This is a genomic window from Laceyella putida (assembly GCF_042665195.1).
In the GTDB taxonomy this organism is placed as follows: Bacteria; Bacillota; Bacilli; order Thermoactinomycetales; family Thermoactinomycetaceae; genus Laceyella; species Laceyella putida.
In genome coordinates, this window is sequence record NZ_JBHTBW010000040.1 from 35801 (window position 1) to 48045 (window position 12245).

At 52.5% G+C, this 12245-nt stretch carries 11 protein-coding genes; 8 read left to right on the forward strand and 3 right to left on the reverse strand.

Translation table 11 applies throughout. From position 1 onward, the window contains the following. Positions 1–208 precede the first annotated feature (208 nt). Both ACFQNG_RS12345 and ACFQNG_RS12350 read left to right on the forward strand, forming a co-directional pair. Entirely contained in the window at positions 209–1819 is a 1611-nt protein-coding gene (locus ACFQNG_RS12345) for an esterase/lipase family protein (RefSeq protein WP_379865389.1), read from the forward strand. Positions 1820–1946: 127 nt separating this feature from the next. Beyond that, the gene (locus ACFQNG_RS12350; protein ID WP_379865391.1) at positions 1947–2705 is read left to right on the forward strand and encodes an SDR family oxidoreductase; all 759 of its coding nucleotides are present in this window, start codon (positions 1947–1949) and stop codon (positions 2703–2705) included. A 101-nt stretch (positions 2706–2806) separates the two neighbouring features. Here the strand turns inward: ACFQNG_RS12350 and ACFQNG_RS12355 are convergent, their stop codons facing one another. Beyond that, entirely contained in the window at positions 2807–2986 is a 180-nt protein-coding gene (locus ACFQNG_RS12355; protein WP_379865393.1) for a hypothetical protein, read from the reverse strand. 148 nt (positions 2987–3134) lie between these two features. On the opposite strand from ACFQNG_RS12355, the gene ACFQNG_RS12360 reads away from it, so the two are divergent. The 3 genes from ACFQNG_RS12360 (at position 3135) to ACFQNG_RS12370 (ending at position 7541) form a co-directional block, all read left to right on the forward strand. Then, positions 3135–5801: a transglycosylase domain-containing protein gene (locus ACFQNG_RS12360; RefSeq protein WP_379865395.1), complete on the forward strand. Its 2667-nt coding sequence runs from the start codon at positions 3135–3137 to the stop codon at positions 5799–5801. Positions 5802–6058: 257 nt separating this feature from the next. Then, the gene (locus ACFQNG_RS12365; protein ID WP_379865396.1) at positions 6059–6952 is read left to right on the forward strand and encodes a YkvI family membrane protein; all 894 of its coding nucleotides are present in this window, start codon (positions 6059–6061) and stop codon (positions 6950–6952) included. Between the two features lie 16 nt (positions 6953–6968). After that, positions 6969–7541, forward strand: a complete 573-nt coding sequence (locus tag ACFQNG_RS12370) for a glycerol-3-phosphate acyltransferase (protein WP_379865397.1) — start codon at positions 6969–6971, stop codon at positions 7539–7541. A gap of 178 nt (positions 7542–7719) precedes the next feature. Here ACFQNG_RS12370 and ACFQNG_RS12375 read toward each other — a convergent pair whose 3' ends face one another. Continuing rightward, positions 7720–7809: an SHOCT domain-containing protein gene (locus tag ACFQNG_RS12375; RefSeq protein ID WP_379865398.1), complete on the reverse strand. Its 90-nt coding sequence runs from the start codon at positions 7807–7809 to the stop codon at positions 7720–7722. A 225-nt stretch (positions 7810–8034) separates the two neighbouring features. Beyond that, entirely contained in the window at positions 8035–8829 is a 795-nt protein-coding gene (locus ACFQNG_RS12380; RefSeq protein ID WP_379865399.1) for a DUF2797 domain-containing protein, read from the reverse strand. A 547-nt stretch (positions 8830–9376) separates the two neighbouring features. On the opposite strand from ACFQNG_RS12380, the gene ACFQNG_RS12385 reads away from it, so the two are divergent. The 3 genes from ACFQNG_RS12385 (at position 9377) to ACFQNG_RS12395 (ending at position 12166) form a co-directional block, all read left to right on the forward strand. Next, a complete protein-coding gene (locus ACFQNG_RS12385; protein ID WP_379865401.1) occupies positions 9377–9556 on the forward strand; it encodes a hypothetical protein in 180 nt (59 codons plus the stop codon). Between the two features lie 29 nt (positions 9557–9585). Continuing rightward, positions 9586–10461 carry an SDH family Clp fold serine proteinase gene (locus ACFQNG_RS12390; RefSeq protein WP_379865403.1) on the forward strand — a complete coding sequence of 292 codons (876 nt, stop codon included), beginning with the start codon at positions 9586–9588 and terminating at the stop codon, positions 10459–10461. 190 nt (positions 10462–10651) lie between these two features. Beyond that, on the forward strand, positions 10652–12166 hold the full coding sequence (locus ACFQNG_RS12395; RefSeq protein WP_379865405.1) for a class I adenylate-forming enzyme family protein: 1515 nt from the start codon (positions 10652–10654) through the stop codon (positions 12164–12166). The last annotated feature ends 79 nt before the right edge of the window (positions 12167–12245 follow it).

The following is a 12245-nucleotide window of genomic DNA, read 5'->3' on the forward strand; positions in this document are numbered from 1 at the left end:
TTATAGATTGAATCTTTTTAATATTATACAATTGAGGTGGGACGCTTCATTGACAACGGTCCCAAGAATAGGTGGAATCATCGCCGTTGTTTTTCAGGTTGGAAGTTTTGCAATTTTTAGCAGGTGGTCATCGGCGGATGATGGAAAGGGAATTGGACAGCTTCGGGCCAACGGAAGGATGGACTTTGAATCGAATGGAGGGATGTCCATGCAAGGACGTCGACAAGTTTGGTTGATGTTGCTGGTCAGTGTATTGCTCATCATGCCGTTCGGGACAGCGGGGGCCAGCGGGGAGATCCCCAAACCGCAAGCGATGGGACAAGTCGTGGTCGATGGGGCAAATATGGAAGCGCTTCCGCCTCCGGGCAGCAGTACGGCGCCGGGAACTTGGTTTGTTGGAGCCACGCCCGCCAACGCGGACACAAGCAAGCCGCCGATCGTCTTCGTCCAGGGATTGCACGGCCGGGCGCAAAGCTGGTGGGAAGAGACTTCTTACCACGGTGTGAACGACATGTATGAAACCGCATACAACAATGGATACCGGACGGCCTTTGTCCAATTGTATGACGCGCCGGGGGGCGACGCCGCCAACCCATGGGACAATGGACGCCTGTTGGCGGGCATGCTGGAGCAAATCCACAACTATTACGGACAAAAAGTGAATATCGTGGCCCACAGCAAGGGTGGCCCCGATACGCAAGCGGCTCTCATCCATTATGGCGCTTATCGGTTCGTCAATAAAGTGGTCACCCTGGGATCGCCCCACGAAGGGTCCCACCTGGCCGACTTGGCGTACAGTTCGTGGGCCGGTTGGCTGGCTGACTTGCTCGGGCAACAAGATGCCGGCACGTATTCCCTCCAAGTGGGAGAAATGGCCAAATTCCGTGAGCAGACGGACAATCACGCCAACGCCCGGCAAAACCGGTATTACACCACCGCCGGAACCAGCTGGGGGCCGACCTTTTCCGCCTTGGCCGCAGGGGGGCTCTACCTCTGGCAATATGGGGACAATGACGGCCTTGTCAACGTCTGGAGCACCGATCTTCCTTATGGGACCCACCTCTTCACCGCCGACCTCGACCATGATGAGATCCGCACCGGCCGGGCCGTGTTCAGCCGGATCGAATCCACTTTGCGCACCGCCACGGCCAGTGTGACGCAAAAGGTGGGCGAACCGTTGGGAACAGCGGAAGCCGTTAATAAGCAAGAAGCCTTTGTCCGCGGCGGCGCCTTGGCCGGGCAGAAAGAACACGTCCAGCAAGTGCCGGTGGAAGCCGGGGTGAAAGAAGCCGTCTTCCTGGTGCGCACCAAAGCGAGCGATACGCAAGTGGTGCTGGTCTCCCCGTCGGGCAAAGAAGTGAAGCAAGTGCGCATGTCCAAGGATGGGGAGTTTTTCCGCGGCGCGACGGTGCAGGAGATCCGCGTCGCCAAGCCGGAAGCGGGTAATTGGCAAGTGAAGCTTCTCTCCAAGGGGGAAGACGCCTATCTCCTGACGGCCCACTTTATGGGAACCAGCACGGTCGAGTTGGATCTGCCGGCGCTCCACAAAGAGCCGTCGACCAAGCTGAAGGTTAAGCTGAAAGGGCTGGATCGCATCGATTTCGCTTCCCTCACGGGGAAAATCAAAATCGTTGACCCACAGGGGCAGACCCGGGAGCAAAGTTTGAGCAAAGGGAAGATGGCCAGTGCGGAGTTGACCGGCGACGTGCTGGGCAAACAGGCCGGCGTTTACAACATCACGGTGGAATTGAGCGGAAAAACGAAGGATGGCCAACCATATGCCCGTACCTTGGTCAAATCGGTCTATATTGGGAAATAACGGGCTCAACAGCCCCAGATCGCTTGAAGGCGGTCTGGGGTTTTTCCCGTTCTTTTGTATAATAGTAGAGGGTTCATCATAGATAATAGATACAGACACATTGTCTTTATAAGGGAGTTGAACGTGGATGAAGGAGGCAACAAAACCCGTTGCCTGGGTGGTTGGCGGCTCCAAGGGCTTAGGGGTGATGGTGGCCAAAGGGTTGGCCCAAGATGGCTATCGAATTGTGATCAATTATCGACGGAGTGTCGAACCTGCATATAAATTAGCGAATGAACTCGAACAAATAGGAGTAGAGACCTTGGTTGTACAAGGGGACGTCAGCCTGGTGGAGGATGTCAAGCGGATGAGCGCGGAAGTGCTGTCCCGGTGGGGCCGGATCGATGCGCTGGTCTGTGCGGCGGGACCCTTCACCTTCAAGCGGACGCCGCTCATCGAGTTTAGTGATGCCACATGGCGGGAAATGGTGGATGGGAACCTGTCTGGGGTCTTTTATCTGGTGAGGGAACTTCTGCCAACGATGAGACGGCAGGGGCATGGCCGGATCATCACCTTCGGCTTTCCCGAAGTGGAGTCGTCTCCCGCCTGGCCGGGTTATGGCCCGTATGCGGCCGCCAAAGCGGGATTGGCCTCCCTGACCCGCACCATGGCCGCCGAAGAGGCCCCCCATGGGATCACGGTCAACATGGTGGTTCCGGGGGACATCCGCGATCCCTACAAGGAAGCGCCGATCGCGAAGGCGCGTGGACAGCGCGATCCCCGCACGCCCATTGGACGTTCGGGGACGGGGGAAGACATCGCGCGGGTGGTCCGTTTTCTTGCCCACCCTGATTCCGACATGATTACGGGCGCGGTGATTCCAATAACCGGGGGTTTAACTTATTGATGATTTTATGTAGAATCTACATAAAATCATTGTAATATTTCTGTAATATTTTTTAAAAACGACAAACCTTTTTCAATGCATATCCGTTATAATGATATGTGTTATTTAATCGCAGACGAAGCGCGTCGCTGAATCCACCACGCCAAGGCGAACCAGAAGCCGGAGCCGATCAGGCCGGCGGCGAAGGAGGGAAGGCCGCTTTCTTTCCACAAAAACAGGGAAGCAAGAAGTCCCACCACTCCGGTGAAGCGACACGCAAACACGGCGGCTCGCTCGTGCATCGTTTCTCACCTCCACGCTTCACTATAGCACAAGTGCGGAGGCAGGAACCAGCCGAGAAAAGCCGAAAAGAGAAGTGGTAATAAGAAGGAAGTTGAGACAGATAAAGATAACTGCGATGAACGACTAGTGTTTCAGGAGGTAGACGCGATGGACGATTTTCGCAAGGTGAGCATGAAAAGCGGATACAGCCCCATGCCGCCACGAACTCGCAGTGAACGCGCAGGCTCCCGTTCCCGCTCTGGCCGCAGCAGCGGCGGTGGCCCCAGAGGTTCCAGTGGCCGCCGCCCGCCAAAGCAAGGGTGGCAACGGTTTTTTACTTGGAAATGGTTCATGTTGATCTTATTGACTTCTTTATTGTTAATGGTGGGTGGCTGTGCGGCCATCATGGCATCGGCGGATATGTATGATTTGAAAGAGATTGATAAGGCGAATATGCCGTTGTCCTCAAAGATTCTTGATCAAAAAGGAAACGTTGTTGCGACCTTTGGTTTCAGCCAGCGCGAATGGGCGGACATGAAGCAAATGCGCAAGGTAAACCCAATGTTGCCGGACGCCTTTGTTAAAGTGGAGGACCGCCGTTTTTATGAGCATAATGGGGTTGACTTTGAGGGCTTGGCGCGCGCTGTTGTGAAAAACATTGTGGCGATGGGCGCGGCGCAAGGGGCAAGTACGATTACCCAACAGGTATGCAAAAACATCGTGCTGAAAAACCCGGAAAAAACGATGACCCGTAAAGTTCAAGAGTTGGGATGCGCCTTAAACCTTGAAAGAAAAGCAAGTAAAGAGGATATTTTGGCTGCTTATCTCAATTATATTCCATTTGGCGGGGATATCGCTGGTGTGCGCATGGCTTCCAAAGTCTATTTCGATAAAGATCCAGTTAAAGATCACCTAGAACCTGAAGAGGTTGCCATGTTGGCGGGAATGCCCAAAGCGCCGAGTACGTATAATCCCGTGCGCCATCCGGAAAAAGCCAAAGAACGACGCGATGTCGTATTGACACAAGTCTTTCCGGTTGACGACGTCATGAAGCCGTTTATAACGCAAGAAGAAGCCAATAAATTGGCTGAGAAACCTTTAAAAGCATGTGAGGATTGCAGAAAGAAATATGCGGTTAAAGATAAATACCAAGCCTTTAAGGATTTGGTCAAAACAGAACTTAAAAATGAATATGACGTAGATCCTGAAGATCTGGCGAATAAAGGATATGAAATTCATACCAAGTTAAATGTAAAGGCTCAAGATGCTGTTGAGAAGGCACTAAAAGATGATTCCATGTTTGTTAACAATAATGGTGAACAATTGAAAGATGCCGATGCCGGAATCACCATCCTTGATCCAAAAACGGGTTTGATTGTGGCGAGTGGTGGCGGACGTCAATATAATGCCGCATCCACTCACCGTGGGTTGGAAATCGCGCAACCTGGTTCTACCATTAAACCCCTGACTGTTTTTGGACCCGCAGTTTATAAGCATGATTATAATGAATTCTCGATGCTGAATGATAGAAAAATTGACTTTCGCCCAGGATGGAATCCCAAAAACTTCACACCTGGTGAAAAAGGCGATGTCCCCATGGCCGAAGCGGTTAAAAAGTCGCTCAACTTGTCTACCATCCACCTGTTGCATGATGTGGTTAAGTTGGATCCGGCCTTCGAGTTTGGAAATCAGTTAGGCCTTAAGCTTCAGGAGGCGGATAAAGACTACGCTCCATTGGCGTTAGGAGCCTTAAATAAAGGCGTAAATACGGTTCAAATGGCGCAAGCGTATCAAGTATTCGTCAAGGACGGCTCTTACCATAAAGCACATGCGATTGTCAAAGTGATGGATGGTGAAGACGAGTTAAAGCCAAAAACGAATTACAAAGAAACAAAGAAAGTATTTGATGCCAAAACCGCATGGTGGATGACCCGGATGATGAAAAAGGTCATTTTCGAAGATGGCGGAACCGGTCATAACGCCAAGTTGGAAGATGGACGCGATGTCGCCGGTAAATCGGGTACGGTGCAAGGGGAAAAAGGCGGCTGGTTTGTTGGTTATACGCCAGACTTAGTTGCCGCGGTCAATGTATGGTACCCGACTGGCGGAGAGATTGTGAAAGTGACGGGTGGTAGCGCACCAGCGAAAATCTTTAGTTATGTCATGTCCGCTGCACATGAAGGCATTCCGCCTCATCAGTTTGAAAAACCAGAAGGGGTAAAAGATCCATCACCGCCATTCCAATTGCAAGCACCACAATTAAGCGGTAGACAAGAAGGCAAAAAAGTGGTGTTGCATTGGCAACAACAAAATGAACGCGTGAAATACCAAATCTTGCGTTCGGAAGGCAACGGCCAATTCACCCCGGTTGGTGAAGCGGGTCCAGGTTCCACCGGATGGGAAGACACGACTGTCCAAGTGCCAGAAGGTGGCGGCGGTGGGTTCTTTGACTTCATCGGAGGCGGTGGCGATCAGAAGAAAGTGTACATGTATAAAGTGATCGCGATCGATACGCAACAACCCGATCCGGCCTTGGGACAAAAAGATAGTAATGTGATTACTGTGGAAGTGAAAGGCGAAGAGAAGAAGGTTGACGATCAATACGATAAAAATAAAGACGGAATAGATGATCGCCAACAGGATACTGACGGTGACCGCGTCAACGATTATGAAGACAAATTCCCCAATGATCCGACCAAAACAGGCAAGGAACAAGATAACGGCGGTGATAACGGCGGCATCATTGGTGGCGGCGATGGTGACCAGGGTGGCGGTGGCAGACCTGGTAACGGCGACCAAGGTGATAATGGCGGCGGAGGTTTTTGGGGTCAATAAAGCCTTCGTCAAACCCCAGCGAGTTTACTCGCTGGGGTTTTCTTTTGTTCTAACCCCCCTTCTTCCCCCATAGACTAGTCCTAACAGAAGGACAAGAAGGGACGTGGCTGGAGATGGAGCGGTGGGTGCTCGCCTGTCGCATCGGCTTCACCTATATCGGCACGGTGGTGGGCGCGGGGTTTGCTTCGGGGCAGGAGATTTTGCAGTTTTTCACGCTGTTCGGGGAGCGGGGCGCGTGGGGGGTGCTGGTGGCCACGGTGCTGTTCGCTCTCTTGGGGACGCGGATGATGCTGCTCGGTTGCCGCTTGCAGGCGAGGTCGTACGAGGAATTTAACCAGTATTTGTTCGGGGAGCGCTGGGGACCGATGATGACGGCGCTCATCAGCGTGATGCTGTTGGGGGTCACGTCGGCGATGATGTCGGGGACGGGTTCGCTGTTTGCGGAGCAGTTGGGGCTGTCGTTCCATGTTGGCGTGATCTTTACGGCTCTCTTATCCTTCTTCTTCATCGTGCGCGGCATGGATGGCGTGCTGTCGGTCAATTCGCTGGTGGTGCCGCTCATGTTCCTCTTCATCGTGCTGGTGGCGGCGCACGCTTGGCAATCGGGGGATCTGACCTCCCTGGCCACGCTGATTCCGGAGCCGGAGCGATCGCACTGGTTGCCGTCGGCTTTCGTCTATGTGTCGTTCAACTTGGTGCTGACGCAGGCCGTATTGGTGCCGCTGGGGGCGGAGGTCGCCGATGAGCGGACGATCAAGCTGGGCGGGTGGATTGGGGGCGTGGGGCTTGGCATCATGTTGTTCGCCTGCAACCTGGCGTTGCAACTCCACTGGCAGAAAGCGTCCCAATTGGACATTCCCATGGGCTATGTGATCAGCACGTTGGGGGTGGGGGTCAAGTTCCTCTTCCTGGCGATGATGTGGGCGGAGATCTTTACGAGCCTGATCGGCAACGTGTACGGCTTGACGGCCAATTTGAGCCAAGTGATGCCGCTCAAGAAGCCTCTGATCATGGTGTTGATCTTTGGGGTGGCTTATCTGTTCTCCTTGATCGGCTTCCCTACGCTGGTGCATTATCTTTATCCGTTGTTCGGCTATTGCGGCCTGGTGGTGCTCACCGTCATGATTTGCCGACGGATGCCCGCGGCTTAGAGAAGGGGAGACGCTCATGACTTGGTTACTCATCCTCTGCCTGGCGTATGTGATCGGGGCCTTGCCCTGCCATTGGTGGGTGTGTCCATATCCCCTTTCGCACAAGAAGGTGCTGATTTATTCGCAACTTCCCAAGAAAGAAGCCTTGTTGCTGACCGTGATCGATCTGGTGAAAGGCATATCGGCGACATTGTTGGGGTTTGCGGTGTTGGGCTGGGTGGGGGCGTACTTGGCGGCGCTGCTGGTGGTGGCGGGCAGCATGTATTCCTGTTTTCTCGGCTTCCGCGGCGGAACGGGCCTGGGCGTGGCGGCGGGGGCCTTGCTGATTTTAAGTCCGTTGTTTTTGTTGTTTGGGGTGTTGATCTATCTGTTGGGATTGTTGCTCGTAAGAAGCTTGTTTGCGGCGGCGCTGTTGACGGCGGTGGCGATCATCCTGTTTGGGATTGTGTTTGTGACGCATATGTATGTGTGGGGGATTGTGCTGGTCTTGGGCGCGGTGATGTTGTTCAGGTTGTGTCCGCGGTGGTTTGGGACGAAGAAGAGGTGGGACCGTCCGTACCGTTTTCCGCCATGGAAGAAGCGGTGGTAGAGGGGCACACCTGTTTTTTCTGTTGTTTAAGATTATGTGTGAGTCGGTCGTCCATGTTGGTCTCCGTGCTCATCCCGCTGGGGGTATGTTTCTTCGTGTGGTAGGATGAAAGGCGATGTGTATGGGTGTTGAGATTGCCCGTTGATTTCGACTAAAAAAGCCGTCCAAATGGACAGCCTTATAACCCGAGCAGTTGTTTTTTCTTTGCTTCAAATTCTTCATCCGTGATGAGACCTTGATCGCGCAAATGGGCCCATTGACTCTTCAAAATGAACTTCATTTAAGAAGCGAGGATGATATGTATGCGGTGTAATGGATTGAATCCGATGCATGCAGCTAACGACGACGAATGGGAACACTAACGATCGGCAAAAAGGCTACAGGGGAGTAGCCTTTTTCTTTTTGCCTAAATGATGATCAACGATCCATTCGGTATGAAGGAACAAAGGAAACCGTGTTTTTCGGCTTCCCTTCAATATTTTCTCTAACCTCTTCACACCGCAAACGCCACTTTGTACCCCGCATGCTTCCGCACTTGGAAAACACCTGAATCCAAGATCAAATACTGCGCTTTCACCCCGATCAACGTTCCGCTGATGGTCGCTTGCTTGTCCAGGCTGAGGGAAGTGATTTTTTCCAAGGTGGACAGGGAAGGATAAGTGAGCGGGATGATTTCCGGGTCTGGGATGAGATAGGCGTGGTACGGCTCCGGGAGCTTGGCGACCAATTCCGCGCGGGTGGCGAGGAGGTCGCAGTCGGCGGTTTCATTCTTGAGCATTTTGCGCCAGTTGGTTTTGTCTTTGACGTGTTGGGCGAGAATGACCTCGATGTCCCCCGCGTCTTTGCGGCTGGGCACTTCCATGATGGCGACGGCCTGGGTGGCGCCTTGGTCGATCCAGCGTTTCATCATGTTGGTTTTGCGGGTGATGCCGACTTTGATGTCGCTGCTTAAGGCCAGATAGACGATATGGGGTTGCATGCAATGGTGCTCGCCAAACGTCGCATCGCGGCAGGTGCCCTGGTGGTAATGGCACAATTCCGGTTTGACGATGCAGAGGTCATTTTCCGGCAGGTCGCGAAAGCAAGGGTAGCACGAGTTGTTTTTGCCGTAGAACTTCTTGGTCTTGCGCCCGCAGTAAATGCAGCGGTACTCATCCAGGAAGGAGATTTCAATCCGCTGGCCCAACAGCTCATTGAGCGCGATCTTCTCATCGTCGAGGCGCAAACGGTATTGAATTGGTTCGGCCGGCTCATGCTCCAAGGCTTGTAAGATTCCGATATGTTTCAAGGGACTGTCTCCTTTGTACTCTTAATCTATCATTTAACAAGTCTAGCAGAAGGGAATTGAGAGATGCAAGAATAGGAGAAGTTGGAAAAGCCAGCAGAAAGAAAGATTCAATCTTTTGCGATATTTTGTTCGGCCTCGCGTGGCGGGTATAGAGCCAGACGAAAAAGGAAACAAGAAACGGGGGGAAGGAATAAGATAAAGGGAATAGACTGATTAAACGATTTCTGTTTTTCATAGCGAAAGTGATGTTGCTGATTAAGAAGGCCAACACCGAGGAGGGAGTCCATGATTGGGCGCAGGAAGCGGGAAGAGCATGGGCGCAACATGGACGACCGACAAAAAGCATAAACTTAAACAAATCCCAAGCAACTGACTCTCTTATTCTACTAGCGCCCTCGCTTGACAGAAACGGATAACCTAGTTCTTCCCTTCTAGGCTCACAAAAAACATTTGCCAAGATGTACTAGCAACTGTCTGTATCTTTTGGAAATGATGCGCATATAGTATAATGTAGTTAGTGTTGCTTTGAAGGTAAGGAGGGTAGATCATGATGTTTCACGCCCTGTTAGCAGCCAGAGACGAACTGTTGGCCAAACGCCATAAAAACCAGGAGAACGAGTTCGAGATGTTCGCCAAGTCCGTGCAGAAGCTGAAAAAAGACATTGAAGCGCTGGGGATTAAGCCCAGCAAAGAGAAGCTGTATGGCAAACCATTCAGAGGGGAATAGATTATAGAGTTGAAGGAGACCAACAATTTATGAGTCAACTTCAGATGCCGAAGCAAACGCCTTTGTTTCATGCCATCCATCGCGATCGCTATGAGCGGCAAGAGCTGATCAAAGAGATCGAAACGGCAACGGGGCGCAGGATGCTTGTTTATATCGCGAACATCACGCATCCGGAAAGTGCCATCACGCGAGAAGACATTGCGCCGTTCCATGAAATTGTCGCTTCCTTGGAAGATGATTGTGATGTGGATTTCATTATCGAAAGTCCGGGTGGGGACCCGAACGCCGCGGAAACGTTGGTGCACACCCTGTTGTCCAAGACGAAGCATTTGCGCGTGATCGTACCGCAGGCGGCGAAAAGCGCGGCGACCTTGATTAGCCTCGCCGCCGATGAAATCGTGATGAGCAACACTTCGGAATTGGGGCCGATCGATCCGCAGATATCCATCCCTACCGTCTTTGGTTATCAGTATCGACCGGCTCAAGCTTTTTTGAATGGATTGGAAATGATCAAACGGGAACATGCGGCTGGACAACCCCTCAACGCCGCCTATCTGCCGTTTTTGCAGGGAGTCGATGCGGCCCTGATCGATTTCTGCTACAAATCGATCGAACATTCAAAACGTTTGGCCGTCAAATGGTTGTCCCGCTCGATGTACAAGAACAACGATCTAGCGGCCAAGCGCATCGCCGAAACGTTGATCAACATCGAAAAATACCCCAACCACGGTTCCGTGATCAATCATCAAGAAGCGAGAGCGATCGGATTGAAAGTCACGTACATGCCTTACAACGATGAGGTGTGGCAAGCCATTTGGCGCCTGTATACGCGGTATCTCGTATACATGCGCGAAAAAACGGCTGTCAAAATTTTTGAAAGCACCAGCTCATCCGTCATGTTTTAAAAATCGAACAGAATTTTTGCATGATAGTGAGAAAGACTGACTGCTTGAACGGTCGGTCTTTTGTTTTTTAACTGGAAACATGGGTTATTCACACGAAAATATTTCGTGTATCTAAAATTTACATATGCTAATCAATCGATTAAAATAGAACATCGGGTAGATGATATAAACTGCGAGGGGGAAAAGAGCGATGGGAACCATTCAACCTTACTTGCGCCAACGCGCGCTCCAAACGCCCGAAGTGGAGGCGGTGGTCGGCGGAAAGGAACGGTTCACGTATCGGGAGTTTCATGAGCGGGTCAACCAGTTGGCCCATCACTTGCTCCGTTTGGGTGTGGAAAAGGGAGACCGTGTGGGGATTCTTTGCAAAAACAATCATCCCTATCCCACGATTTTGTTTGCAACCATCCTTGTCGGGGCGGTGGCGGTTCCGTTGAATTGGCGTTTGACGGCTTATGAAGTCGCGGGCATTGTGGAGAACGCCGAGCCGAAGGCGCTGTTTTATGATGAAGAGTTCGCCGAGGCGTTGCGGTTGGTCAAAGAACGGGGAAGCGTGGACCACCTCGTGCCGGTTGGCGTCGGGTTGGAAATGACGGAGCCCTTTGCCGCCATTTTTGCGGAGTATCCCACGACGGAGCCGCCTGTGGTCGATCTGGCGGAGGATGATTTGGCCTTCATGCTGTTCACTTCGGGAACGACCGGTTTGCCCAAAGGGTGCATGATCGCGCATGGGGGAATCGATGCCTACTTCAGGAATAACCAGTTTCGGTATGCCGTCCAACCGGGAACGCGATTTTTGGCGGTGCATCCGTTGTTCCACATGAGCAGTACCATGATGATGGTGATGAATGTGGCCAACGGCATCACGATGGTGTTTCTGACCGATGATCGTCCGGCGGCAATCCTGGACATGATCGAACAAGAGAAAATCAATGGGATGTTCGCTTTTCCGGCCGTGTATCGGTATCTGCTGGAGGAATGGAAACGGGGCCGGTGGGACTTGTCTTCCCTCCAATTCGTCTCGTCTGGCGGCACGCATGTGCCCGCTTCGCTCATCAAGGATTACCTGCGGCAGGGCTTGCCGATGGCACAAGGGTACGGCAGCACCGAAGCATGGGCCATCAGTGGCTGGAATCCCACAATGGGCCTGGATAAAGCGGAATCGGTCGGCAAGCCGGCGACCGAGGTGGAAGTGAACATCGTGGACCCGGATACCGGCGCGGCCTTGCCCCCGGGTCAGGTCGGGGAGATTGTGGTCACAAGCCCGTACCTGTTCCAAGGGTATTGGCGCAATCCGGAGGCGACCGCCCAAGTGTTGCGGGATGGTTGGTGTTATACGGGCGATGCGGGTTATTTTGATGAAGATGGCTTTTTATACGTAGCGTCCCGCTATAAAGACGTGATTGTCTACGGCGGGGACAATGTCTATCCCGGTGAAATCGAAGAAGTGATCCATCAGATGCCGGATGTGCTGGAAGTGGCGGTGGTCGGCGCGCCCCACGAAGTGATGGGGGAAGCGCCACGGGCCTATGTGGTCAAAAAGCCGGACACTCCGTTGACGGAAGCGGATGTGATTCGCCGATGCCGGGAGCGTTTGGCCGCCTACAAAGTGCCTGAAGTCGTGTTTGTGGATGAGCTTCCCAAAAATGGCTTGGGCAAAATCATGAAGCAGGTGCTGAAAGAAGAAGCAAGGCAAAAAGCATAACAACAAACCAAACCGTCTTCGTGGGAAGGCGGTTTTTTGGTGGAGACAATCATTTGGTGGAGGCGGATGATGAGACTGC

Bases quoted from the DNA above. Each gene is read 5' to 3' on its own strand.
- ACFQNG_RS12385 (WP_379865401.1), top strand. From the start codon at position 9,377: ATGATGTTTCACGCCCTGTTAGCAGCCAGAGACGAACTGTTGGCCAAA.
- ACFQNG_RS12395 (WP_379865405.1), top strand. From the start codon at position 10,652: ATGGGAACCATTCAACCTTACTTGCGCCAACGCGCGCTCCAAACGCCC.
- ACFQNG_RS12355 (WP_379865393.1), bottom strand. From the start codon at position 2,986: ATGCACGAGCGAGCCGCCGTGTTTGCGTGTCGCTTCACCGGAGTGGTG.
- ACFQNG_RS12390 (WP_379865403.1), top strand. From the start codon at position 9,586: ATGAGTCAACTTCAGATGCCGAAGCAAACGCCTTTGTTTCATGCCATC.
- ACFQNG_RS12370 (WP_379865397.1), top strand. From the start codon at position 6,969: ATGACTTGGTTACTCATCCTCTGCCTGGCGTATGTGATCGGGGCCTTG.
- ACFQNG_RS12350 (WP_379865391.1), top strand. From the start codon at position 1,947: ATGAAGGAGGCAACAAAACCCGTTGCCTGGGTGGTTGGCGGCTCCAAG.
- ACFQNG_RS12360 (WP_379865395.1), top strand. From the start codon at position 3,135: ATGGACGATTTTCGCAAGGTGAGCATGAAAAGCGGATACAGCCCCATG.
- ACFQNG_RS12345 (WP_379865389.1), top strand. From the start codon at position 209: ATGCAAGGACGTCGACAAGTTTGGTTGATGTTGCTGGTCAGTGTATTG.